This is a genomic window from Brevibacterium sp. OS20 (assembly GCF_056837565.1).
This window is the reverse complement of the sequence record NZ_CM166367.1, coordinates 3,715,713-3,739,389: the sequence shown is the minus strand read 5'-3', so window position 1 is coordinate 3,739,389 and position 23,677 is coordinate 3,715,713. Positions and strand designations below refer to the sequence as shown.

Genomic DNA, 23,677 nt, shown 5'->3' with positions numbered 1-23,677 from the left:
AATTCTGTGCTGATTTCAGCTCTCGAAAAGAACAACACCGGCAAAGTTGAGTCTATTCCGCTCAACTTTGAAAATCGAGAAGAACTTCGCCGAGGCGGCCCGCCCGGATACGTGTCCCTGTCCAGCCGGGACCGGCCCGGAAACCTGCCCGGCCGGGACTAGCCCGGCCCTACCTCGTGATGACCGACTGGAGGTCGAAGCGGTGGAGCACGCGGTCGGCGATCTCCGGATCGGTGCCGCGTTCGCGCCGGGCCTTGAGCACCTCGGCGCGCGCGGACTGCATGGCCTTCTTCTGCACGGCCAGCATCTGCTCCCGGTGTTCCTTGAACGCCATCGCCTGCTCCGAGCTCGCCTGGTCATCGGTGGTTCCGCTGAGCTGATCGTGCAGGACTTTGAACCTCGCCCGCAGGGGTTCGATGACGTCGTCGGGCAGACTGTCATCGTTCTTGATCTCGCGCATCGCAGCCTTGTAGGCACGCAGAGCGATGTCCCTGGTCGCCTGATGTTCCTTCTCCGCCTCGTCGTCGATGCCGAGGAGAGCGACGACGGTCGGAAAGCTCAGGCCCGCCAGCACCAGAGTGAGCAGCAGGACCACCGCGGCCGCGACGACGACATAGGACCGCCCGGGGAACGGGGCACCGGAACTCGTCGTGGCCGGGATCGACAGCGCCAAGGCGACCGTGGCGAGGCCGCGCATCCCGCCCCAGGTCATCAGCGTGGCATCGCGGACGCTCAAAGGTGCGGCATCCGGATCCTCCTCGCGTCTCTTGCGTTCGATGACAGTGCCGAGCAGCAGCCAGACGAAGCGGACGGCGACGACGATGAGAGCGATGAGCGCGCCGACGAGCAGCGCTCGCCCGAGGTCGGCGTGTTCGGATTCGACGATGAGACGCAGATCGAGGCCGATGAGTCCGAAGGCGATTCCGGTGATGAGCATCTCGAGGACCTGCCACGTCGAGTTCTGCGTCACCCGCTCCGCCGAGTTCCCCTCGACATCGCGGCGCCGCACTTCGAGGGCGGCCACGACGACGGCGATGACCCCGCTGGCGTGGAAGTGCTCGGCCACGAGGTAGACGCCGAAGGGCAGGACGAGCATGAGGGAGGACCGAGCGATCGTGTGATCGATCTTCTCCATCACCCACCAGGCGGCGAAGGACAGCACCAGGCCGACGATGATCGCCACGACGGCGGAGACGACGAACGACACGGCCAGATCTGCGTAGTCCACCTCGGTGCCGGCCAATACTGCGGCCATTGCGGTCTGGAAGATGACCAGGGAGGCGGCATCGTTGAACAGACCTTCGCTCTGCAGGGTCGACATGATGCGGCGGGGGATCGACACGGTGCTGGCCACGGCTTCGACAGCGACCGGGTCGGGTGGGGCGAGCATGGCGCCGAGCGCGATGGCCGCGGCGATGGTGATTCCGGGGACGAGGAAGACCGCGGACCCGGCGACGGCGGCCACGGTCACACCGACGAGAGCCACGGACATGCCGAGGATCGTGCGCCACCGGATCGCGAACAGCGCCCACGATGTCTTCTGTGCGGCGGCGAAGAGCAGGGGCGGCAGGAAGAGAGGGAGGACGAGCTCCGGATCGATGGCCACCTCGGCGAAGGTGGGGATGAACGCACCGGCGATGCCGATGAGGACCATGAGCGCCGGCCACGGGAGCTTGAGCTTCTGCCCCAATCCGACCACCACCGAGGTGGCGGCACCGAATCCGATGATCATCAGCAGTGTGGTCATGCCAGTCCCTCCGAATCGCTCCCACCGGGGCAGATGTGTCCGGAGGCGGGCGGAAATCGTCTGCGCAGATTCCGCGCCGGGCCCGGCGACCTTTGGCAGAATGAGGCTATGTCGGAATCAATTGTATTCGCGCAGCTCGACGACGGAGTCGCCTCCGTGACGATCAACCGGCCGTCCACGCGCAACGCACTGTCGCGTGAGGTCATGGAAGACCTCATCGACACCCTCACCGAGGTGGCCGACCGCACCGATGTGCGCGCGGTCATCCTCATCACCGCCGGTCATGTGTTCAGCTCCGGTCATGACCTCACCGAGATCCGCGGGGCGGATCTGGAGACGCAGCAGACCACGTTCGACGCCTGTGCCCGACTGATGCAGGTCATCCGATCCATCCCACAGCCGGTCATCGCGCAGGTGCAGGGTGTGGCCACGGCGGCCGGCTGCCAGCTGGTGGCGACCTGCGATCTGGCCGTTGCCGCCGAGTCCGCCAGATTCGCAACTCCGGGAGTGAAGATCGGTCTGTTCTGTTCGACTCCGATGGTGGCCCTCTCCCGTGCGGTGCCGGCGAAGCAGGCGATGCGGATGCTGCTGACCGGTGATTTCGTGACCGCCGAGGATGCGCTGAAGTTCGGTCTCGTCTCCGATGTCGTCGCCGACGCCGACCTCGAGTCCGCCACCTTGGAATTGGCTCTCAAGGTCGCGTCCGCCTCGTCGGCTACAGTTGCTCTAGGAAAGGCCGCGTTCTACGAACAGCGGGAGCTGCCTGTGGCTGATGCCTATGCGCGGATGTCGCAGGTGATGGCGGACAATGCCGTCGCGGCCGATGCGCAGGAGGGGATCGACGCCTTTCTGACGAAGAGGGAGCCGCAGTGGCAGCACCGTCGCTGAGGCGGTGGATGTGAAGATGAGAGAGGGAACGTCGTGGCGGTGATAGTGACCGGAGCCAGCGGCTTCATCGGTGGTGCCATTGCACGGGCGCTCGTCGAAAGGGGCGAAACGGTCTACGCGCTGTGCCGGCGAGATCCCGAGATCCCCGGGGTGAACTTCCAGGACTGGGACATCACCGAACCCGCGTCCGCCGCGGTGACCTCGTTGGCCAAGAATGTGACCGCGGTCTTCCACTGTGCCGGAATCGCCTCCGTCAGCGCCGATGACGACGCTCTCTATGACGTGAAGGTGACGGGCACGCGCAATGTCCTCGACGCCTTCCCGACGGCTCGCATCGTCCATGTGTCCTCGACGACGGTGTACTCCGAGTCCGAACCCCACGCAGAGCTGTGGGAGGAGGCCGGGCCGAAGGACCCCAACGACTTCGACGACGCGTACTCTCGCACCCATGCTCTCGCCGAGCAGCTCGTCATGAGGCTCCGTCCCGATGCTGCGATCCTGCGTCCTGCGGCTGTCTACGGTCCGGGGGAGACGATGCTCATGCCGTTCCTGTCGCGGATGTCGAAGAAGGGTGTGCTGCGGCTGCCCGGCGGCGGACGACAGAAGATCACCCTGACGCATGTCGGCAATGTGGTGCGGGCAGCGCTCGCCTGCCTCGACGTGCCTTCGGCGGCGGGTCCCTTCAATATCGGTGACCCGATTCCGTACCGGCTCAAAGAGGCTGTGGTCACTCACTTTGCTCGGATGGGCTATGACCAGGTCGTCATCGAGGGTGTCGCGAAGGACAAGGCGCTGGTGTCGGCGAAGCTGGGACTCAAGATCAAGGGCGTGTTCAAGCGCGGGGACCGAGCGAAGCTCTTCCTCGTCAGATACCTGCAGTCGGATCGGACGTACAACCTGTCCCGGCAGCAGCGGGTGCTCGGCATCTCGACCACCCAACACCTCATCCCGTCCCGCCTGCAGTAGGGCGGCTGGGAACGGACCGCCTGCGCTCACCGCTTCAGACCGTGCTGGGCGGCGACGATCTTCGACAGGAGTTCGCGCGGAAGTGCGCGCTTGAGCAGAAACGGAAGCGGTGCCCTGCTGCCGACGGCGTAGAACTCTCGCGGCCTCGGCGCGACCATCGCATCGACGATCGTGGCGGCGACCTTCTCAGCAGGAATGCCTCCGCGTTCGTTGGCATCGAGATGCTCGAGCATCGTCGTGACGTCGTCCGTATAGGGTGAGCCCTCCTCGAGGTACTTCGTCCGCCGCAGCCCGATTCCCGTGGCGATCGAACCCGGTTCGACGGTGCTCACCCACACACCGAAGGGTGAAAGCTCCTGCCGTGCCGCCGTGGCGAAAGTACGCAGAGCCGCCTTCGCCGCTGAATACGAACTGCGGTGGGCCAAGGGAAAGCTGCCGAGCATCGACCCGACCATGATGATGCGCCCCCGGCCGCGCGCACGCATACCGGGCAGAACGAGCTGGCTCAGCCGAACGGGTCCGAACACGTTGGTGCGGAAGAGTCGCTCAATGGCCTCGGCCGGCAGCTCTTCGAACGGACCCGACTGGCTCTCACCGGCGTTGTTGATGAGCACATCGATGTCGTCGAGCAGGCCGAGATCCTCGAGTTCCTCTGCCAGGGCGACCGGACCATCCGGGTCGGCCAGATCGAGTCGCAGATACCGGACACCGGGGATCCGCTCGGCAGGTGCGAGGCGGTCTGGGTTCCGGCTGGTCGTCAGTACCGTGCAGCCCTTCGCCGCCAGCGCCTCGGCGAGGGCTCGGCCGATGCCCGAGGTGCCGCCCGTGACAAGGATGGTGAGGTCTGCCTGCGCGGTGGTGGTCATGTGTGTTCTCCATCGTTGGGTGCGGATGAGGTTTGCGGGTGTCCAGGCGTCGCCTCAAGACTCACCTGCGCCGCCGGCCCGGCCCTGCTTGGCAGCAGCGCGGCCGGCGCGCATGCCGGAGAAGATGCACCCGCCGAGGAAGGTGCCCTCGAGCGCGTTGTAGCCGTGCATTCCGCCGCCGCCGAAACCGGTCACCTCGCCGGCCGCATACAGGCCGGGGATCGGTGTGTTGAAGTCTTCGGCGCCTGGACCACCTGCATTGTCGCCGCCACCGGGCCCGCCGAGTGCAGCCGGGCCGGATCCCGCCAGGACCTGCCCGTCGAGGTTCGTCTCCAGCCCTCCGAGCGTCTTGCGCGAGAGCAGGCTCAGCCGCACCGCGATGAGCGGTCCGTGCGCGGGGTCGAGGATCTTGTGCGGCTTGACCGCGCGCACGATCTTGTCGCCCAGATAGGACCGCGCATTGTGGATGGCTTGGACCTGCGCATCTTTGGAGAAGCCGTGCTCGGTCTGCCGGTCCCGCTGCCGGATCTGCTCCACGATGTGGTCATGATCGATGACCGGGCCCCGGGAGCGTTCGTTCATTCCCGCGACCAGTTCCTCGGTGGTTTCGGCCACGACGAAGTCGGAGCCGTACCTCTTGAAGGCCTCGATCGGTCCCGGGGCATCGGAGGAGCGCACCCGATCGAGCGTGATCCGAATGTCCTTCTCCGTGAGGTCCGGGTTCTGCTCCGAACCGGAGAGCGCGAATTCCTTGCGGATGATCGACTCGTTGAGCACGAACCACGAATAGTCGTGTCCGGTGTCCAGGATCGTGCGCATCGTCCGATTCGTATCGAAACCGGGGTAGTTCGGGGCCGGGAAGCGGTTGCCCTCGGCGTCGAACCACAGCGACGACGGTCCCGGAATGATGCGGATCCCGTGCCCCGGCCAGATCGGATTCCAGTTCTCGATGCCCTCCGTATATGCCCAGATGCGGTCCCGGTTGATGAGGCTGGCTCCGGCATCCTCGGCGATCTGCAGCATCCGCCCGTCCACGTGCGCGGGGACTCCGGCGAGCATCGTATCCGGGAACTCGCCGAGGCGGTCGGTCGGCCAGTATTTCCTCATCAGCTCGAAATTGTGTCCGATGCCGCCGGTGGTGACGATGACGGCGGGAGCGCGGAGGTCGAAGTCCGCGACTTCCTCCCGGTTCGACTCGACTCCGCGGGCCGTGTGGCTGAGGGCCAGTGTGCGTCCGCGGACCCCGACGACGGCACCACCCTCGGTGATGAGTTCGTCGACGCGGTGCCGGAAGGCGAACTTGACGAGTCCGGCGGCCTCCGCGGATTCGACGGGTTCGCGGAAAACCCGGACCACCTCGGGGCCGGTGCCCCAGGTCAGGTGGAAGCGGGGGACGGAATTGCCGTGCTCGCCGGCCCCGGAGCCGCCGCGTTCGGCCCAGCCGACGATCGGCGTCAGCTTCAGTCCGAGGTCACGCAGGTACTCGCGCTTCTCGCCGGCCGCGAACTCGAGGTAGGCCTCCGCCCACTTCCTGGGCCAATGGTCCTCGTCTCGGTCGAAGCCCGCCGAGGTGGCCCAGTCATCCTTGGCGAGCTCGAGCGAATCGTGGATGCGCAGCCGCCGCTGTTCTGGGGAGTCGATGAGGAAGAGTCCGCCGAGCGACCAGAAAGCCTGTCCGCCGAGGTTCGTGCGGTTCTCCTGGTCGAGGATGAGCACCCGCTTGCCGGCTTGGGTGAGTTCGTGGGCGGCGACGAGCCCGGCGAGTCCGGCTCCGACGATGATCGCGTCGGGGGAGGGGCGGCCCCTGTTTGCGGGTGTGCTGCCGAAAGAACTCATCGTCGACTCCTCTGTCGCATCTGTCGCATTCGTCGGCGGGTGAACCGACGTTAAGTGTGCGCAGATTGCCCGAAACAGACCAGTTTCCGGCAATCTGCGCACACTTACCTACCAGTAGGTTTCAGTATTGCAGATTCGGCGGCGAGCTGGGAGCGAACTGGGACGAATTCAGCCTTCCAGAGTCCTCTCCAGCCAGTCGGCGGCCGCGGCGAAGGACTCGTCCGTCGTCGTCGGGTCGATCGGCACCACGGCTCCGTCGGAACTCGGGTAGCTGCCGAGGAAGTGCAGTGTGAGAGCCGCCCGGTGAACGCCCTGCAGGGCCTCGGCCATCCGTGCCTCATAGATGTGTCCGAGCAGGTCGATGGAGAACTGGTAGAGGCCCAGCCCGTCACCGGTCGGACGGGATTCGATGCGGGACATATTGATCCCGCGGCTGGAGAACTGTTCGAGCAGTTCGAGCAGCGAACCCGCACGGTCCGAACGCAGCGCCGCGACGATGGTCGTCTTATCGGCCCCGGTCGGAGCGGGCAGAGGACCCGGTCGTGTGACCACGACGAATCGGGTGACGGCATCCTTGCGGTCGCCGATGTCCTCGGCGACGACTTCGAGTCCATACCGCTGCGCGGCCAGAGCCGGGCAGACCGCGGCCATATGGTCGCCGGCGTCATTGGCCAGATCCCTGGCGGCCGCGGCAGTCGAGGACGTCGGCAGGTAGACGGCTTCGGGGAAGTGCTCGTTCATGAACGCGCGCACCTGTGCCTCGCCGTGCGGGTGGGAGCCGAAGGAGGAGATCTCCTCCTTGGTGGTGCCGGGCTTGACGGCGAGGACGAAGCGGACGGGCACGACCACCTCGGCGATGATCTGCAGGCGTCCGTTCTCCGTCAGCGCATCGATCGTGGCCGGCACTCCGCCTTCGAGGGAGTTCTCGATCGGCACGACCGCGGCATCGCAGTCGCCCTCGAGCACCGAATCGAGTGCCGAGGGCGCATTGCGCATCGGGTGCGTCGAGGCGTCGGCACGCAGGTTCCGGGAGTCGAGGAAGCTGAGCAGGGCCGCCTCGGTGAAGGTGGCCTCGGGGCCGAGATACGCGAAACGGTTGAGGCTCACTTGCCGGTCTCCTTGTGGTTATCGCCATTCCGCTTCGCGCGGAGGCGGCGGACGAGGATGGCGCGGGCGACATCGCGGTACTGGGCGGCGCGGTGCAGCTGCGCTTTCAGATCGCGACCGGTGACGCGGTGGTGGAGGTCGCACTCGACCTCTTCGACGCGCAGTCCGGCGTTGACAACGTCGATGGTCATGGCCGCCTCGACGCCCCATCCGGCGGCGAACGGCAGGGCCGCGTCGAAGGCCTCCCGCGACAGGCAGCGCATTCCCGACAGGGGTTGGGTGGCGTCGAACCCGGAGAGCTCGGCGATACCTTTCTTCGCCAATCCGACGACGAAGCCGAAGCCGCCGCCCTTGCGCTTCTGGGCGGGCAGGATCGCGATCGTCATATCGGCTTCCCCTGCGAGCACCGGGGCGGCCAGGGGAGCGGTATTGATCGCGGAGTCCTCGAGGTCGCCGTCGATGAACAGCAGCGCACGGTGGTGCGGATCGGCACCCGGATCGGCGTCGGAGATCTCCCGATTGCGCAGGGCGAAGGCTCCGGTCATCATGGCCGCAGCCTTGCCTTTGTTCTTCGGGTGGGTGATGACCTCGGCGCCGGCCCGGCGGGCCCGAGTCCCCGTGTCGTCAGCCGATCCGTCGTCGACGACGAGGACCATGTCGACCCCGGGGATCTGCTTGGCCGCAGCGACGGTGGCACCGATCCGCTGGGATTCGTTCATCGCGGGGATGATGGCGGCGACCGCCTCGGGGGCGGGGTGCGGCTGTGTGCTCATGTCGGTTCTCCTGTCCGTCACCGGCACCGAGGCGGGACACCCTTTTTCGGGTCCCGCCTCGGTGATGGAGTGGTGACGGATATCAGTGGATGGTCAGCTGGCGGGACACGATGCCCGAGCGGACGCGGCGGGCCTCGGTGCTCATCGGCTCGGTCGTGTTCAGCGCTTCGTCGAGGCGCTTTCCGAACGCGGCGATGGGCTCTTCGACGTCGTCGACCTGGGTGCCGAACTCGAGTTCCCAGACGGGGACGATGATGCCGTGGGCGCGGAAGTAGCCGAGGAAAGTGCCGATTCCGCCGAGGTCGTTGGCGTTCTCGGCCTGCAGGCGGGCCATCGCATCGACGACGCGGTCCTCACCTTCGGGGCGGGCCCAGCGGACGTAGGTGCGGCCGGACATCTCGGTCCAGTAGGCGGAGTCGACGGAGGCGAGCTTCTCGGTCGGGGCCACGGAGTCGTTGGCCTGCTGGAGGGCGGCGGCGACGTCGGCATCGGACTCGGCTTCGGGCAGGGCCCAGTAGTCGAAGTTCTCGAGCACGCGGACGTCGAACGGGTGAGAGGTGTCGAGGATGTCCTGCAGACTCGGGCCCTCACCGGGTTCGGTGGTCGCCTCGATGGAGGTGCCGGGTTCGGCGTCGACGGCGGCCAGCAGGCCGCGGGCGACGTCGCGGGAGGCGTCTGTCGAGGACACGGGCACCTGCATTCCGGCCAGGATCTCACCGTCGTCGCGGCGCCAGGCCTGCCATGCGGCGGGCAGCAGGGACGTGATGGTCACCTCGTGGCCGCCGTATTCCTCTGTGAGCTTCGCGGTCGCGGTGGCCGCGGGCACGAGTTCACGCAGGCAGATGAGGTCGGCTTCGAACGGCAGGTCCGCGAACGGACGCGCGACGAATGCCGTGGCCTGCGCCCTGGCGAGGCGTTTGGCGATGAGTTCTTCCTTGGAGCGCTTCGACTTCTTTCCCATGGGACGCAAGTCTAGTCGGTGTGGCGCCTGAAAGGTTGCCCAGTCCGCAGTCGGTCGAGCGACGTCGGGGTCAGCTCTTCCGGCCGACGGGGTCAGCTCTCCCAGCCGACGGGGTCAGCTCTCTCGACCGTCGGGGTCAGCTCTCCCAGCCGACGGGGATGAAATAGCGCGTGTTGTTCGACTCGTCCATGCGCACCTGCAGTTTGTCGCCCGGGTGAGGGAAGGCCGAGCGCTCCGGATTGTCGGGAGTCAGCCCGAGCGTCTCCAGACGGATGATGCCGTGGCGGCCCACCTCATCGGCGGCGAGGACGTAGGAGTGGTTGAGTTCGCGGATCGTGACCTCGATGGCCGGATCGGTCGGTTCGTCTGCCTCGGCGAAGGCTCTGGGCGGAGCGGAATTGCCCATGCCCAGATACGCGCCGACGTCATCGGCGATGAAGGCGGCCACGGAATCGGCCTGTGCCATGAGCCCGGCGAGGATCACCGACAGCCGTTCCTGCTGGGCATCGGATTTCAGCGCCTGGCCGGGTTTGAACAGGTGCTCCTCGGCGAGCACGCACCATGCGTCCTGCATGATCGTGCGCAGCTGGAGTTCGACGAGGACGGAGGGCTCGGAGTCGAAGGGAACCTCGACGATGAGGTGGCGGCCGCGGTATCCCGACGGTTTCGGGGTGGCGGAATAGTCGCGCACCTCGGCGATGGAGAGGTTCGTATCGTCGCTCACCGCGGTGAGCAGATCCCACAGGGCCGACTGCTCGCGTTCGGTGCGGCAGATGACACGGGCACCGACGACATCGATGACCTGATTCTCGACCTCGACGGATTCGTGGATCTCGTCATTGGCATCGGCGAGTTTGCGGCGCAGCTTCTCGCCTGTGCGCATCCGATCCTTGATCCGACCGTCGACGACGCGCACTCGATCCCCGGAGAGCAGAGCGGAAGGAGCGCGGACGGACTCGACCCAGTCGTTGACCGTCTCGAGGGCGGCCCTCCAGGTGGACTCACGCCGGTCGTAGGCTTCGTCGACCAATTCGCGGACAGTTGCTGACATCCTCGTCACCTTCCTAGCTCCTGATTCAACTTCACCAGAAGAGAGGAGAGATGTCTATGGCTTCGACGCTGAAGTTGCCGCGAGGTGTCGAAAGGTGAGACGAGGGTGCCTCAGACGTCGTAGTCGACGATGACGGGAGCGTGGTCGGACGCTCCCTTGCCCTTGCGCTCCTCGCGGTCGATCTCGCCTGCGGTCGCGGTCTTCGCCAGTGCCTGTGAGGCGAGCTGGAAGTCGATGCGCATGCCCTGCTTCTTCGGGAACCGCAGCTTCTGGTAGTCCCAGAAGGTAAAGACGCCGGGGCCGGGCGTGAACTGTCGAGTGACTTCGGACAGTCCCGCGCCAAGCAGTTCGTCGAAGGCGGCGCGTTCGGCATCGGAGACGTGGGTGGCGCCGTCGAACTCGGCCATATCCCAGACGTCCTCATCGAGCGGGGCGACGTTGAAGTCACCGCAGAGGACGAGCTTCTTCTCCGGTTCGGCACTGAGCTGGGCGGCGATATCGGCCGTCAGCGCCTTGTACCAGTCGAGCTTGTACGCGTAATGCGGGTGGTCGAGTTCGCGGCCATTGGGCACATAGAGCGAGTAGACACGCACATCGTTGCAGGTCACCGACAGCGCCCGGGCTTCGACGACGGGATCTTCCGAGCCGAAGGCAGGGATGTCCGTGAACCCGATCTCGGTGTCGGCCAGTCCGACGCGCGAGGCGATGGCCACCCCGTTCCACTGGTTGAGGCCGTGATAGCTGACCTCGTATCCGCGCTCGGTGAACAGCTCCTCGGGAAACTGGGCATCCTTGCACTTGAGTTCCTGGATGGCCAGGACATCGACATCCGAACGATCCAGCCAGGCCCCGATGCGGTCGTGGCGGGCACGGATCGAGTTCACATTCCACGTAGCGATTCTCACCCTCCCACCCTAAGCCGTCCGCGCCGGAGGTGAAAGCGGGGTGCGTGCGGCTGCCGGTGGGCCGCCTCGGCGTGCTTATGCCGGAGCAACACAGCCGCTTATGCCGGAGCCGTGTGGAAGGGGGCGTGCCCAGACCCTGCGTCGAGCGGACCCTCTCGGCTCGATAAGCTGGGACCATGCCTGAAGCTCCCAATGAACACCTCGGCCATGACGGTGCCGCCTACCCGGACTCCTACTATGTGCGGCTGTCCGAGGACCGCCTCGTCTCGACTCTGCACAGCCAGGGCGCTTGGCAGCCCGGCGAGCAGCACCTCGCGCCTGCCTCGGGGATAGTGCTCGCCGAGATCGAACGTCGACTGCCCAGCGACAAGCTCATCTCCCGGGTGACCTTCGACGTCCTCGGCGTCATCCACTCCGGCGAGTTCACCATCGATGTCGACGTCGTCCGCCCCGGCCGCACCATCGAACTCGTCGAAGCGCATATGCGCCACGGTGAGCGCACCAGCGTGACCGCGCGGGTGTGGAGACTGCAGGCCTCCGACACCGAGGCGGTCGCAGGCGACGAATGGTCCGCGATGCCGCCCGTGTCCGAAGTGCCCGAGATTCCTTTCACCAACCGTTGGGGCGGCGGTTACATCGCGTCCCTCGAGGGGCGCCAGGGAGCGGACGCCCACCCCGGCTACGCACGGTCCTGGGTGCGCAGTCCCTATCCTCTCGTCGACGGTGAGATCGACCCGCCGACCGCGGCCTTCGTCAAGTTCGTCGACACCGCCAACGGTCTGGCCGTCCGTGAGGATCCGAAGACGACGTTCTTCCCGAACGTCGACCTCTCCATCCACCTCACTCGCGTGCCCGAAGCCGGCTGGGTCGGCTTCGACACCAAGGTGGCCTTCGGGCCGACCGGACTGGGGCAGACGACGAGCGTGCTCAGCGACGTCGACGGACCCATCGGCACAGCAGTTCAGTCCCTGACCGTTCGTCGAGGTCAAGGCGCGGTATGAATCCGCGGCCGCGTGCCCTCATCACCGGGGCGAGCTCCGGGCTGGGGCGCGGCTATGCCCGCAGCCTGGCCGCCGAAGGCTACGACCTCGTCCTGGTCGCCAGGGACGAGGACCGGCTGAATCAGCTGGCCGAGCAGCTGCGAACCACGCAGAATATCCACGCCGAGGTGGCCGTGGCGGATCTGTCCGACCGTGACGGGATCGACTCGGTCGTCGAGATCATCGCCACGCAGCCGATCGATGTGCTCATCAACAACGCCGGCTTCGGTCTGCGCGGGACGTTGCTGGACACCGATATCGCCGAGCTCGACGAACAGGATCGGGTGCTCACCGGGGCGGTGAGGGAGCTGTCGCTGGCTTCGGCCAAGCGCATGCAGTCCCGCGTTCGCGGAGGAATCGTCAACGTCTCCTCGCTGGCGGCGGTGACGACGATGGGACAGTACGCCGCTTCGAAGGCGTCGACTCTGATCTTCACTGAGGCGCTCGCCGGCGAACTCAGGGACAGCCCGGTGACGGTCACGGCCGTTCTGCCCGGATTCATCCGGACGGAATTCCACCGCCGCCTCGGCGTGGAGCGTCCCGGACCTGGTCTGATCTGGCTCAGCGTCGATCAGGTGGTGCGGGAATCGCTGCGTGATGCACGGGCGGGAAAGGTCGTCTCGGTTCCGGGGTGGGGATATCGGTTGGCCGCGCTCGTGGCTCCCGTGGTGCCGCGTCCGCTCATGCGCTGGGGATCGACTGGATTCTCCTTCGCCCGCACTCGCGATCGCTGAGTCGGGATCCGACACGTGCGCTCGTCGGCATGACATGCTCCAGCGGTGGTCGCCCGCACCCGCGATCGCTGAGTCGGGATTCGCGAGATGCGCCGGCGGTCATCGAACTGTGGTCGTGTGCTCGCCGCGGGATGTGACCTATATGCAATTTTCGGCAGGGGCGGCACAACTGAGTTGAGGATTGAACTACCGGGGGCTGAGCCTGTGACCAGGGGTTTTATTCTGATCGCTTCTGTGCTATAGAGCCCGACAGGATTCAAGACGGAGCGTGAGATTCTTTACAAGCGACACGAAAGTGTGGTCAAATTAATGTGTTCGCCCGGTGGGGATCGGGTGGACATAACGGACGTATGGGGATGCGTCCGGGTACTCGAGGGGAGTGCTGCGAGGACCCCGGGATGTCGCGATTACGCGCCCCGGGGTTCTTGTCATTCACAGCAGTGTTTCGCGACCGCCTGCCTGTCTTCAGGTCACTATCGGACATCCGAACTCGAATCTAGGTCACTATCGGATACTTCTGCGTGCGAAAAGTATCCGATAGTGACCTGGATTCGGTGGCTGCATCCGATGGTGACCTCGCCGCTGCCTGCTGCTGAAGCAGAAACTGCAGCTGCCGGCTTCTGCCGACTGCGGCGCTCTTGGATGGCGGCGCTACTGGACGCTGACGCTGCGCTGGCGGCGCGAGCGAGTGCGGGCGATGCCGATCTCCAGGGCCACCGCGCTCAGCGGAGCACCGAGTGCCATTGCCGCATTGCCGGCGGCGCGCTCGGCGACGTCGGCGATGATCGCATCGATGTCGGCGCGTTCATCGGCGTCGACGTGGATGAGCAGCTCCGGACTCCGCGCGGTGCCGCGCAGAATCACCGTGGCGTCGGAGACTCCGTCGGTGGATTCGAGGTCGGCGGCGACCGCCTCGGCGATGACCTCCGCATTCACCGTGGTCATACCCGTGCGGGCATCGGCCTGCATCCGGAAGGGCTTCGCGAAGTCCTTGCGCGGGACCTGCACGCTCAGCCAGCGGAGCCCGATGATCGCCAGGATGAGGGCCACGACCACGGCGATGAGCGCCGAATAGGGCAGCGCCAGCACCGAGGCGACCGGACCGAGATCCGCTCCCGCCTCCAGGGCAGGGTCGACCGGGGCGGTGAGACCGAACCCGATGGCGAGCACTGCCAATCCGATGATCAGCGCGATGAGGCCGAGGATGATCAGTCCCGTGCGGTTGGCGGCGGCGGCCGTGCGTCTCATGACTGACTCCTTCTGGCCTGGACCTTCACCGTGGGGGTGCGGTCGAATGAGATCGAGGCGTAGCGTTCCCTGACGGTGGCTTCGACTTCGGCGCGGATCGGCTCAACGTCGCGGATCGGCGTCGAGAACGTCACGATCGTCGACCTCGCGTTCGAAGAGGCCTTGACCCCGCTGACGCCGTCGACCCCATCGGCGGCCGCGGCCGCGATCTGCGACAGCGCCGAGGTGGGCAGGGCGACCTCGAAATCACCGATGTGTTCTGACCCAGCGGCGCTCACGCCGAGGATCCGGCGCGCTCCGGGAGAGATGCCGAGGATGAAGGCGATGAGTCCGAGCAGAGCCAGGACGATGCCGACCGCGATGACGACCGCGGAATTCCAATGCAGGTTCCCGGCCGCCTCGGCGATGGCGGTATCCGGCGCCTCGATCAGTGCGGCTGCGACGGATCCGAAGCTCACGAATGCGGCGATGCCGGCCCAGCCGAGTCCCACGGCGAGGAGCAGCAGGATGAGGGCGACGACCACGGCCGGACCGATGCGGGAGGGCCGCTTGCGCAGCAGGCGTGTGCTCATTGCAGGCGATTCCTTCCTCGATTCGCACCGGAGGACTCCGGGGCGAGCCACCGCACGCTGATGTCGACCTGACGGACGGTGACACCGGTGAGGCGTTCGACTTCGTGACTCAGGGTGGAGCGGACGTGTTCGGTCGCCTCGACGATGGGGGTGGGGTAGGCCAGGCCCAGCTGGACGGCGAGCGTGCAGCTGCGCCCGGACAGGGTGACATCCACGGACGGGCGCGTGTCCAGGCTGGAACTCGCTCCGATTCCGAAGAGACCCGAGCTCGTGCCGCCGACGCCGGGCAGGTCTTTCAGCACCTGCCCGGCGGTGCGCTCCACGACCTTGTCCGCGATGGTCAAGCCGCCTCGGCGAGCTGGAGCGTCGTCGAGTATCGGGGCCACGGCGCTACCTCCGCGTGGTCGAGCGTGAGCTCAGCGCGGACAGGTCGAGGCGTCCGTCGAGGACGAGGCCGACCACCAGGCCGAGCCCGCCGCAGATGGCGACGACGAGGAACGCGAGGAAACCGCCGAAGTAGGCGACGATTCCCAGCGTCAGGCCGACGAGGAGTCCGATGAGTGTTTTCGACATGGCATTCCTTCTGCCGAGGTGGTGCAGCGGATGAGGGTCAGTTGAGTTCCGGCGAATCCTTGGCCGGAGCCTCTTCGTCGTCCTCGGGCAGGTGGACGTCGGTGACGTCGATGTTGACCTCGACGACCTGGAGTCCGGTGCCCTGTTCGACGGCGCGCACGACGTTGCGGCGGATCGCCTCGGCGACGTCGACGATGGAGGTGCCGTATTCGACGACGATGGTGAGGTCGATGGCGGTCTGCTTCTCACCCTTCTCCACGGACACTCCGCCCGAGACGTTGGTCTGCGAGCCGGGGATGCGGTCGGTGAGGGTGTCGAAGGCGCGGCGTGCGGCATTGCCCATTCCGTAGACGCCGGGGACCTCGCGGGCGGCGATTCCGGTGAGCTTGGCGACGACGTTCTCGGCGATGGTGGTGGTGCCCATCTCGGTGACGAGCGGGCTGCGCACGTCATCGTTCTGGGTGGTCTGGGCCTTCTGGTTCGAATCGGACTGCTTGGGTTCCGGCATCGTTCTTCCTTTTCGTTGGAGGGGCATGCGGTTCGCAAGTCCTTCGTCTGAAGGATGCTTACACAGGTACAGACGCAGCCTCGATGCAATCCTCACGCAGTGTTCGCAGAAATTTTTCGCCGGAGCGGATTTTTCGCCGAGGCGGCAAGCCGGTTCCGCGGCCTCGTGGCCTACGATGGGGATATGACAAGGGGAGATGATCGTTTCGACATCGTCACCTTGGTCGTGCGCGCTCGCGAGGGCGACATCGCCTCGTTCGAGGCCCTCGTCGACGAGTACGAGCGGAAGCTGCTGCGTTTCGCCTGGCGTACGCTCGGGGATCGACAGGATGCCGAGGACGTCGTTCAGGACACGCTCGTCAAGGCCTGGAGGTCGCTGGACGCACTGTCCGAACCCGCTGCCTTCGGCACGTGGATCTACCGGATGGCCTCGAATCGCTGCACCGACGTGCTGCGCCGTCGCACCGCCCGGCCCGCGGATGCATCGGATCCCGAGGAGCTGGGCCACCACGTCGACGGCGCCGCCTCGGTCGAACGGTCCGTCGAGGCGCGCACGGCACTCGAGCATTTCACCGAGGTCCTGAAGACTCTGTCTTCGGAACAGCGTGTAACGTGGGTGCTCCATCAGATGGAAGGTCTCAGCTACGTCGAGGTCGCCGAGACCTTGGGAATCAGCGAAGGCAGCGTGCGCGGACGCATCCACCGCGCCCGGACTGCCATCGCCGAGGGCATGGAAGGATGGGTATGAGCGACGAGTCCGTCGATGCCACGGACGCTCACCTGCGCGGCATCATCGACGAATACATGGGGGCCTTCGAACCCGACCCCGAGGAGACCGTCGGCCTGCGCGAACGCATCCTCCAGATCGTGCGCGAGGACGCGGCCCTGGCGCCGGCCACGAAGCTGACGACCGAACGCGGCAACCCCTTCCGGATATCGACGGCCGAGGTGCGCGGCATCATCCGCGAGGCCGTCGACGCAGTTCCCGGGATCCGCGCCCGCAGCGTGAATCTGACCCCCGCGGGCGAGCCGGAGGGCAGTGCCGTCGAGGTGGCGCTGACTGTGATGATGAGCGTGGGGACGGCCTTCGTCTCCGCCGCCGAGGATGTCCGCCGCAGCGTAGCCAGTGCCCTGATCGCGCAGGTGGGGATCCCCGCACTGCGAATCGACGTCACCCTCGAGGACGCCTTCGTCGATGAGGAGGCCGGCGATGACTGAGAAGCCGAGGGTTGTGAAGCCGAGGGTCGAAAGCGGGACCTCACGCGGATTCGACGAGGCGGCGGTCTCGGCCCGCCTGACCGAATCCGTCACCGGAGTCGACGGCGTCACCGGCCTGGCACCGGGGCTGCGCGGCATGATCGCCAACGCGGCCGCTCAAGTGATGCGCCGAACCGGATCCGAACCGCTGCGCGTCGAGGTCTGGCGCACAGGCGAGGATCTCGGCATCCGGATCGATGCGCATCTCGATGACAGCCGGCCCGTGACCGAGATCGTAGACGAGCTCTTCGCCGTCATCGCCGTCGACCTGCAGGCGGCGGTCGACGGGCCCATCGGGGAGATCGACATCGACGTGCACATCGTCAGCCGCAGCCGCTGAGGTCGTGCGGCGGGCGGCACCCAAGACGCGAACGGCACAGAAAAAGGTGGATAGCCCAGTTTCAAACTTGGGCTGTCCACCTTTTTCTGGGCTGTTGCCGACGCTGCCGTCTGCGGCTGTGTTTGGCCGCAACGGGGTGCCGCCGGGCAGTGGCTCTCTAGATGGCTGCAGTCCCTCAGTCGGCCTTGCTCTTCGAGCGTCCGGTGATGAGGCCCCAGATGATGAGCACGATCAGCGAGCCGCCGATCGCGCACAGCCAGGACGACAGTGAGAAGAACTTATCCATCTGGGCGCCGAAGATCATGCCGCCGAGCCAGCCGCCCAGCATGGCTCCGATGACGCCGAGGATGAGCGTGGCGAAGAAGCCGCCGCCCTGTTTGCCGGGCAGGATCGCCTTAGCGATGGCTCCGGCGATGAGTCCGAGGATGAGGTATGCGATGAAACCCATGTTGCTCACGTCCCTTCTGAGACAGTTGACCGGCCGGGTTGCACGGTGCTGTTGCCACTGTACAACCGAAACGCAGGGTAAGTGCCAAGTCTTGTTGATCCTTTATGACATCTATACAGACGCAGAGCCAGCCGGATCCTCACGCCCGGTGTCAGCACGACCAGCCGGATCCTCACGAGGATACTCACATCCGATGTCAGCGGGCCGCGGCAAAAGGGCAGCTGGGCTCTGAGGCGGGAGGCCTGCGGGAGGCCTTCTGGACACTGAAAGGGAGGGCGCCTGGTCACTGAGACGGGGCTGAACGGGCGTGGTCCGACCGCCCAGTAGACTGGAGTTCATGACCGACAGCGCTGACACTCGCCGACAACTGCTCGACCTCATCGACGAACTCGCCGTGGTGCGCGGCAGGGTGACCCTCTCCTCCGGCAAGGAGGCCGACTACTACCTCGATCTGCGTCGGGTCACCCTCGATCACCGTTCGGCACCGCTCGTCGGCGATGTCGTCCTTGATCTCCTCGAGGCTCATGATCTGCTCGACAAGGTCGATGCCGTCGGCGGACTGACGATGGGCGCCGACCCGGTCGGCACCGCCGTCATGCACCGGTCGGTGGTGCGCGGCACCCCGCTCGACTCCTTCGTCGTGCGCAAAGAGGCGAAGAAGCACGGAATGTCCCGTCGTGTCGAAGGCCCCGACGTCGCCGGCAAGCGCGTCGTCGCCGTCGAGGACACGTCGACCACGGGCGGTTCCGTGCTCACCGCCGTCGAAGCGCTCAAAGAAGCCGGCGCCGAGGTGGTCGCCGTGGCGGTGGTCATGGATCGCGACACCGGCGCCAAGGAACGGGTCGAAGCCACGGGAATTCCGTACCTGACCGCGCTGACGACCGCGGATCTCGGACTCGACTGAGGCCCGCCTCGGCGAAGTGGGGCGAAACGGTGCCCCCTCGGCGAACTCGACTCACCGATCACGACCTGGGACTCGACTGGCAATTCTGTCGAAATCGAGGACGTGGTTTGAAACAAGTCTCTTATTTCAACACGATAGATGAGACACTCCCCAAGAACTGTTTGATGTAAAGGATGACGCGTGCTCACACTGAAAGAGGTTTCCCTGCGCAAAGGGAAGCGGACATATCTGGACGAGGTGAGTTTCACCGCCGAGGCGGGCCGGATCACCGCAATCGTGGGAACCCGCTCGGCGGGCCGCACCGAATTGGTGCGCATCATCATGGGCCTCATCGCCGCTGATGAGGGCACCATCGAACTCGAGGACTTCGAACTCGACTTCGGCGACCGGCAGAACTTCGGCTATCTGCCCGCCGAGCGCGGCGGATACCCGAACATGCGCGTGCTCGACCAGATCGTCTACCTCGCCCGCCTGCACGGGATCACCCTGGGTGCGGCCGAACGGAATGCGCTGACCCTGCTCGGCCATCTCGAGCTCGCCGACCGCGGCTACGCACCGCTGAAGAACCTCTCCGGCGCCGAGATCGCCCGCGTCGACATCGCCGCGACCCTGGCCGCGGACCCGGACGTCGTCGTCATCGACGATGCCTTCGCCGGCCTCGACGCCGCCTCGCTGCGCCTGGTCACGTCCCTGCTGCGGGCCCATGCATCCTCGGGAGTGCCTGTCATCCTGGCCACCGACGACTGGGAGGCCGCACAGGAGTTCGCCGATGATGTCATCGTTCTGAACCAGGGCAAGGTGACCGCCTCGGGCAGCGTCGAGAAGCTGCTCGGTGACCAGCACTATCGCGTCGAGACGACGGACACCGAGGCGGCCGCCTCGGCACTGAAATCCCGAACGGGAATCAGCGATGTGAAGACCGTCGGACGCGAGGGCGTGAGCTTCCGCGCGAATGATGCGAAGTCAGCCGCCGCTGCCGTGGCCGAGCTGAAGAATGTGAAGAACTTCGAAAGTGTCCGCCCGACACTGGCCGAGCAGTACAAGGAGGCTCTGTAATGGCGCGCAAAGACAATGGTGCGAATGACGAGTCCCCGGAACCGCTCGTGTCCAAGGGCACGGCCGGCGAAGGCATCGACGACCTCGGTGTGCCCGTCGATGACGATGTGATCGAAGACGAGACCACCGCCGAGGAGGCCGACTCGGTCGACGAGGCGACCGACGCCGGTGCGACCACTGGATCGGCCGCCTCGGCGAAGAAGGGCACCGAGGCGAAGGACCCAGCCGCGAAGGCCTCCGACGCGAAGGAAGCGGACGAGTCCGGCGCCACCGCCGGCCTCGACGACGTTCCCTTCGAACTCGCCGAGGACACCCCAGACCCCGACGAACTGCCGGAGACCGGACTGGTCTCGGAGTTCGTCGATGTCGGCAACCGCCAGGCCGCGTGGCTCGTGTCGAATCGTGAGTCCACCACGGCCATGCGCAGCCCCTACTTCCTGGTCACGGCCGCCGTGATCATCCTCGGCGTGCTGGCCGCGATCATCTCCGGAATCGTCGCCGACGTGCAGAAGGACTCGGGCACCCCGACCATGGCGATGGTCGGAGTCGGCGAGCAGGCGGCGATGTATGAGCAACAGCTGGGTGTGAAGATCACCGACGCCAAGGACGCCCCCGCCGCCGAGAAGCTCGTGCGTGAGGGCAAGGTCGACGCCGCATTCATCCAGGACCCGAGCGGTCAGGGGCAGCCGACGATCATCGCCCTCGACAAGCAGCCCGATGCCCTGCTCGAGAAGCTCGCACCGAAGACCGAGGCGACGCTGCTCGAGACCCCGGCCGTCGACGGTGCCGTGGCCACCCCGCTGCTGTGGGGCATGGTCGCGCTGTCGCTGCTCGTCGTCGCCACACTGGGCACTGCGCTGTACCAGAACCTGCGCCTGGAGAAGCGAAACCGGATCACCGAGATCATCGCAGCCACGATTCCGCCGCGTGCCTCGGCCTCGGGGCGAGTGACGGGCATGCTGACCCTCGTCGTCGTCCACCTCGTTGCGGCCGCCGTCATCACCGAGCTCGGACTCTCGCTGTCGGGCAAGACGTCCCTGGCATTCGCCATGCTGCCGGGACTGGGCTGGTTCGCGCTGGCCCTGCTGCTCACCGCCTGGTCGGTGTTCGCGCTGCTCGTCTGGGCGTCGACCGTCGTCGGCTCCAAGGCGCGCGCCACCTTCCTCACGATCATCGGCGTCATCACCGTGGCGGGCTTCTTCGCTCCGGTCATCATCGGACCCTCGGGCACCGTCGCGAAGGTGCTGTCGTGGACGCCGTTCACATCGCCGCTGGGCATCGCCGGTCGTTCCTTCGCCGGTCAGGCCGAGTGGTGGGAAGGCCTCGTCGCCGCCGGCATCGCGCTGGTCCTCGCCGTCATCCTCCACGCTCTGGCCTCGGGCGCGTACGTGCGCTCGGTGCTGTCCGGTGGCGGTCGCGGCGGCAAGACCGTGAAGATGAGCAAGCGCGCGCAGAAGGTCGGTGCCGCCACCTCGGCGAAGGGCGCCGCGAAGTCGGACTCGAGCGCTGACGACGCGGATGATGCCGATTCGGACGACACGGACGACGTGGACGCGGACAAGGACGCGAAGTCGGCGGCCGCCTCGGCGAAGGAATCCGGCACGAAGAAGTCGGACGTGAAGTCCGGCGGAGAAGACGAGAAGGACGCGAAGTCGGCGGATGATTCCCGCGACGACAAGTGACCGAAAGCGCTGAACCGCAGGTGGGGGTCGGTCCGTGGACCGGCCCCTGGCCTGTGGAAGAGCACTTCGATCCGGAGCTGCTGGCTGAGGGCGACCGGCGCAATGTCGTCGATCGGTATCGGTATTGGAAGCACGATGCGATCGTGGCCGACCTCGATGCCTCGCGGCACGACTTCCATGTCGGAGTCGAGAACTGGCAGCATGACCTCAACATCGGTTCGGTCGTGCGCACCGCCAACGCGTTCAACGCCGCAGCCGTGCACATCGTCGGCAAACGCCGCTGGAACCGGCGCGGGGCGATGGTCACGGACAAATACCAGCACGTCATCCACCATCCGAGCGTGGACGACCTGCTCAGCTGGTGCGCCGAGAACGACGTGCCGCTGCTGGGCATCGACAACTTCCCGGATTCCGTGCCGCTGGAGACCTACGACCTGCCCAAGCGCTGCCTGCTGCTGTTCGGTCAGGAAGGACCGGGACTGAGCGAGGAAGCGCACCAGGCGAGCCGCGACGTGCTCTCGATCGCGCAGTACGGTTCGACACGGTCGATGAACGCCGCAGCAGCCGCCGCGATCACCATGCATTCGTGGATCCGCCGGCACGTGTACGACCAGCCCGTGAGCTGAGTTCGCTGCCGGCAGCGCAGGCCTCGCAGCGGAGGACTTGGTCTCCCTGAGGAAATCCCGTCCTCCTCGTCCACAAGGCCGTGGTCCCGCCGAGGAGGCCCTGTCCTCCTTGCGCAGGTGCGGTTGACGGCATTGTTTGGTCGATCCACGGGGTTATTCGCGCTCAGATCACCGTGGATCGCCCCAACAATCCAACTCTGTTGGAGTGCGGTGGACCGAGTCGCCGCCACGGAGGTTGCCGACCGGCATACAGAGACGAAGAAGCGCCGAGGCGGCACGACCAACGTCGTGTCGCCTCGGCGCTTCCGTGCTGCCGGGATCCGGCCGCCTCGGTGGGCGTTGATAGGCCCCGACGACGCAGCGCCGCACGCTCGGGGTCGAACGTGCGGCGCTGAAGTGCCGGTGCCTCAGCTGAGGTCGGCGGCGTGGGGTTCGATGAGTCCGCCGAGTTCGGCGAGCTCTGCGGTCAGCGAATCCGAGTCGTCGAACGTGCGGGTCATGACCGTCAGGCGCTTGGCGTAGTGACCGATAGGGTACTCCATGGTCATGCCGATGCCGCCGTGCATCTGGATCGACTCCTGGCTGATGTTGCGAGCAGCCCGGTCGACGATGATCTTCGCGGCGATGACGTCGCGGTGACGGTCCTTCTCAGCCCCGGGGACCTCGGAGGTCACGGCCAGGCGAGAGTACAGAGCCATGCTGCGCGCGTACTCGAGTTCGGCGTAGAGGTCGGCGGCGCGGTGCTGCAGAGCCTGGTTCGCACCGATCGGTGCACCGAACTGCTCGCGGGTCTTCAGGTACTCGGCAGTCATCGTCAGCGAGGCTTCGAGCGCACCGACGGCCTCAGCCATGATTGCGGCGTTGCCCAGGTCGAGGACTTCGGACAGCACGGCGTTGGCATCGGCGGCGTCGAGGCGCTGGGCGGCGACACCCTCGAGCTTGAGGTTCGCGCTGCCCAGACCATCGGCCTGGCGCTGAGCCACACGGCTCAGACCCTCGGCATCGGCGGCGACGAGGTAGAGGCCCAGTTCGCCGTTCTGCGTGGCGGTGACGACGAAGTGGTCGGCCACGTCCCCGCCGAGCACGTTGTTCTTCTCACCGGTGAGGGTGAAGCTGCCGTCTGCACCGGAGACCTGAGTCTGCGGAGCGTCGATCGCGTAGCGCAGTCCGGGCTCGAGTGCTGCGAGAGCGAGGAAGGTCTGGCCCTCTGCCACACCGGGCAGGATGGCCTGTTTCTGCTCCTCGCTGCCGCCGAGTAGAACGGCATTGGCACCGAGGACTGCGGTAGCCAGAAACGGTTCGAGGACGAGTGAGCGACCGAACGCCTCGGCGACCACGGCCACCTCGTTGAAGGTCATGTCCGCGCCGCCGTAGGACTCGGGAATCGCAAGTCCGAGCAGACCCATCTCGGCGAAGGCCTGCCACTTCTCGCGGGAGATGCCCTCGTCGCTGCGAAGGATCTCTTCGCGCTTGGCGATGTCGTACTCGCTGCGCAGGTACTTGTTCAGTGTGCTGGCGAGTTCTTGCTGAATGTCGTTGAGTTCAAGATCCATTGTTGTCCTTCTTGGGAGATCGAGTGAGCGTCGGTAT

Annotated in this window: 26 protein-coding genes; 11 read left to right on the top strand and 15 right to left on the bottom strand. The window is 66.2% G+C overall.

Going from position 1 to position 23,677, the window contains the following annotated elements:
• Positions 1 to 169: 169 nt before the first annotated feature.
• Positions 170 to 1,747 carry a Na+/H+ antiporter gene (locus ACVZTU_RS16690; RefSeq protein WP_139469042.1) on the bottom strand — a complete coding sequence of 526 codons (1,578 nt, stop codon included), beginning with the start codon at positions 1,745 to 1,747 and terminating at the stop codon, positions 170 to 172.
• Positions 1,748 to 1,855: 108 nt separating this feature from the next.
• Here ACVZTU_RS16690 and ACVZTU_RS16685 point away from each other — a divergent pair, with 108 nt between their 5' ends.
• Both ACVZTU_RS16685 and ACVZTU_RS16680 read left to right on the top strand, forming a co-directional pair.
• Entirely contained in the window at positions 1,856 to 2,635 is a 780-nt protein-coding gene (locus ACVZTU_RS16685; protein WP_482400901.1) for an enoyl-CoA hydratase, read from the top strand.
• Between the two features lie 33 nt (positions 2,636 to 2,668).
• The gene (locus tag ACVZTU_RS16680) at positions 2,669 to 3,601 is read left to right on the top strand and encodes an NAD-dependent epimerase/dehydratase family protein (RefSeq protein WP_482400900.1); all 933 of its coding nucleotides are present in this window, start codon (positions 2,669 to 2,671) and stop codon (positions 3,599 to 3,601) included.
• 26 nt (positions 3,602 to 3,627) lie between these two features.
• On the opposite strand, the gene ACVZTU_RS16675 is transcribed toward ACVZTU_RS16680, so the two are convergent.
• From ACVZTU_RS16675 to ACVZTU_RS16645, 7 genes are all read right to left on the bottom strand, one after another.
• Complete coding sequence (locus tag ACVZTU_RS16675) at positions 3,628 to 4,467, bottom strand: SDR family oxidoreductase (RefSeq protein WP_482400899.1); 840 nt, start codon at positions 4,465 to 4,467, stop codon at positions 3,628 to 3,630.
• 54 nt (positions 4,468 to 4,521) lie between these two features.
• A complete protein-coding gene (locus ACVZTU_RS16670; RefSeq protein WP_482400898.1) occupies positions 4,522 to 6,303 on the bottom strand; it encodes an FAD-binding dehydrogenase in 1,782 nt (593 codons plus the stop codon).
• A gap of 168 nt (positions 6,304 to 6,471) precedes the next feature.
• On the bottom strand, positions 6,472 to 7,410 hold the full coding sequence (gene pheA, locus ACVZTU_RS16665; protein ID WP_062240732.1) for a prephenate dehydratase: 939 nt from the start codon (positions 7,408 to 7,410) through the stop codon (positions 6,472 to 6,474).
• Positions 7,407 to 8,183 carry a glycosyltransferase family 2 protein gene (locus tag ACVZTU_RS16660; RefSeq protein ID WP_482400897.1) on the bottom strand — a complete coding sequence of 259 codons (777 nt, stop codon included), beginning with the start codon at positions 8,181 to 8,183 and terminating at the stop codon, positions 7,407 to 7,409. The genes pheA and ACVZTU_RS16660 overlap by 4 nt, the downstream gene beginning before the upstream one ends.
• An 82-nt stretch (positions 8,184 to 8,265) precedes the next feature.
• Positions 8,266 to 9,144: a DUF5926 family protein gene (locus ACVZTU_RS16655; RefSeq protein WP_434592101.1), complete on the bottom strand. Its 879-nt coding sequence runs from the start codon at positions 9,142 to 9,144 to the stop codon at positions 8,266 to 8,268.
• A gap of 136 nt (positions 9,145 to 9,280) precedes the next feature.
• On the bottom strand, positions 9,281 to 10,195 hold the full coding sequence (locus ACVZTU_RS16650; RefSeq protein ID WP_482400896.1) for a GTP pyrophosphokinase: 915 nt from the start codon (positions 10,193 to 10,195) through the stop codon (positions 9,281 to 9,283).
• 110 nt (positions 10,196 to 10,305) lie between these two features.
• Positions 10,306 to 11,100 (bottom strand): exodeoxyribonuclease III, encoded by a 795-nt coding sequence (locus ACVZTU_RS16645; RefSeq protein ID WP_482400895.1) that lies wholly within the window; start codon positions 11,098 to 11,100, stop codon positions 10,306 to 10,308.
• Between the two features lie 176 nt (positions 11,101 to 11,276).
• Here ACVZTU_RS16645 and ACVZTU_RS16640 point away from each other — a divergent pair, with 176 nt between their 5' ends.
• Both ACVZTU_RS16640 and ACVZTU_RS16635 read left to right on the top strand, forming a co-directional pair.
• Entirely contained in the window at positions 11,277 to 12,101 is an 825-nt protein-coding gene (locus ACVZTU_RS16640; protein WP_482400894.1) for a thioesterase family protein, read from the top strand.
• Entirely contained in the window at positions 12,098 to 12,874 is a 777-nt protein-coding gene (locus tag ACVZTU_RS16635) for an SDR family NAD(P)-dependent oxidoreductase (RefSeq protein ID WP_482400893.1), read from the top strand. Before ACVZTU_RS16640 ends, ACVZTU_RS16635 begins: the two co-directional genes overlap by 4 nt.
• 651 nt (positions 12,875 to 13,525) lie before the next feature.
• On the opposite strand, the gene ACVZTU_RS16630 is transcribed toward ACVZTU_RS16635, so the two are convergent.
• The 5 genes from ACVZTU_RS16630 to ACVZTU_RS16610 are packed head-to-tail and all read right to left on the bottom strand — an operon-like array spanning position 13,526 to position 15,775.
• Complete coding sequence (locus ACVZTU_RS16630) at positions 13,526 to 14,122, bottom strand: alkaline shock response membrane anchor protein AmaP (protein WP_482400892.1); 597 nt, start codon at positions 14,120 to 14,122, stop codon at positions 13,526 to 13,528.
• The gene (locus ACVZTU_RS16625; RefSeq protein ID WP_482400891.1) at positions 14,119 to 14,694 is read right to left on the bottom strand and encodes a DUF6286 domain-containing protein; all 576 of its coding nucleotides are present in this window, start codon (positions 14,692 to 14,694) and stop codon (positions 14,119 to 14,121) included. The genes ACVZTU_RS16630 and ACVZTU_RS16625 overlap by 4 nt, the downstream gene beginning before the upstream one ends.
• Entirely contained in the window at positions 14,691 to 15,080 is a 390-nt protein-coding gene (locus ACVZTU_RS16620) for an Asp23/Gls24 family envelope stress response protein (protein WP_229664069.1), read from the bottom strand. Before ACVZTU_RS16620 ends, ACVZTU_RS16625 begins: the two co-directional genes overlap by 4 nt.
• A gap of 4 nt (positions 15,081 to 15,084) precedes the next feature.
• Positions 15,085 to 15,267, bottom strand: a complete 183-nt coding sequence (locus ACVZTU_RS16615; RefSeq protein WP_062862592.1) for a hypothetical protein — start codon at positions 15,265 to 15,267, stop codon at positions 15,085 to 15,087.
• Positions 15,268 to 15,304: 37 nt separating this feature from the next.
• Positions 15,305 to 15,775 (bottom strand): Asp23/Gls24 family envelope stress response protein, encoded by a 471-nt coding sequence (locus tag ACVZTU_RS16610; RefSeq protein WP_139469056.1) that lies wholly within the window; start codon positions 15,773 to 15,775, stop codon positions 15,305 to 15,307.
• A gap of 183 nt (positions 15,776 to 15,958) precedes the next feature.
• Here ACVZTU_RS16610 and ACVZTU_RS16605 point away from each other — a divergent pair, with 183 nt between their 5' ends.
• From ACVZTU_RS16605 to ACVZTU_RS16595, 3 genes are read left to right on the top strand one after another with little or no spacing between them, the layout of a single operon-like run.
• The gene (locus ACVZTU_RS16605; RefSeq protein ID WP_482400890.1) at positions 15,959 to 16,522 is read left to right on the top strand and encodes an RNA polymerase sigma factor; all 564 of its coding nucleotides are present in this window, start codon (positions 15,959 to 15,961) and stop codon (positions 16,520 to 16,522) included.
• Positions 16,519 to 16,992, top strand: a complete 474-nt coding sequence (locus ACVZTU_RS16600; RefSeq protein ID WP_482400889.1) for a hypothetical protein — start codon at positions 16,519 to 16,521, stop codon at positions 16,990 to 16,992. Before ACVZTU_RS16605 ends, ACVZTU_RS16600 begins: the two co-directional genes overlap by 4 nt.
• Entirely contained in the window at positions 16,985 to 17,371 is a 387-nt protein-coding gene (locus ACVZTU_RS16595; RefSeq protein WP_482400888.1) for a hypothetical protein, read from the top strand. The genes ACVZTU_RS16600 and ACVZTU_RS16595 overlap by 8 nt, the downstream gene beginning before the upstream one ends.
• Positions 17,372 to 17,546: 175 nt before the next feature.
• On the opposite strand, the gene ACVZTU_RS16590 is transcribed toward ACVZTU_RS16595, so the two are convergent.
• Positions 17,547 to 17,819: a GlsB/YeaQ/YmgE family stress response membrane protein gene (locus ACVZTU_RS16590; protein ID WP_101547170.1), complete on the bottom strand. Its 273-nt coding sequence runs from the start codon at positions 17,817 to 17,819 to the stop codon at positions 17,547 to 17,549.
• A 337-nt stretch (positions 17,820 to 18,156) separates the two neighbouring features.
• Here ACVZTU_RS16590 and pyrE point away from each other — a divergent pair, with 337 nt between their 5' ends.
• The 4 genes from pyrE (at position 18,157) to ACVZTU_RS16570 (ending at position 22,087) form a co-directional block, all read left to right on the top strand.
• The gene (gene pyrE, locus ACVZTU_RS16585; protein ID WP_062862586.1) at positions 18,157 to 18,723 is read left to right on the top strand and encodes an orotate phosphoribosyltransferase; all 567 of its coding nucleotides are present in this window, start codon (positions 18,157 to 18,159) and stop codon (positions 18,721 to 18,723) included.
• A gap of 180 nt (positions 18,724 to 18,903) precedes the next feature.
• Entirely contained in the window at positions 18,904 to 19,779 is an 876-nt protein-coding gene (locus ACVZTU_RS16580) for an ABC transporter ATP-binding protein (RefSeq protein ID WP_139469061.1), read from the top strand.
• A complete protein-coding gene (locus tag ACVZTU_RS16575) occupies positions 19,779 to 21,461 on the top strand; it encodes an ABC transporter permease (RefSeq protein ID WP_248284013.1) in 1,683 nt (560 codons plus the stop codon). Before ACVZTU_RS16580 ends, ACVZTU_RS16575 begins: the two co-directional genes overlap by 1 nt.
• Positions 21,458 to 22,087: a TrmH family RNA methyltransferase gene (locus ACVZTU_RS16570; RefSeq protein WP_482400887.1), complete on the top strand. Its 630-nt coding sequence runs from the start codon at positions 21,458 to 21,460 to the stop codon at positions 22,085 to 22,087. The genes ACVZTU_RS16575 and ACVZTU_RS16570 overlap by 4 nt, the downstream gene beginning before the upstream one ends.
• Positions 22,088 to 22,494: 407 nt before the next feature.
• Here ACVZTU_RS16570 and ACVZTU_RS16565 read toward each other — a convergent pair whose 3' ends face one another.
• A complete protein-coding gene (locus ACVZTU_RS16565) occupies positions 22,495 to 23,640 on the bottom strand; it encodes an acyl-CoA dehydrogenase family protein (protein ID WP_139469063.1) in 1,146 nt (381 codons plus the stop codon).
• Positions 23,641 to 23,677: the final 37 nt, after the last annotated feature.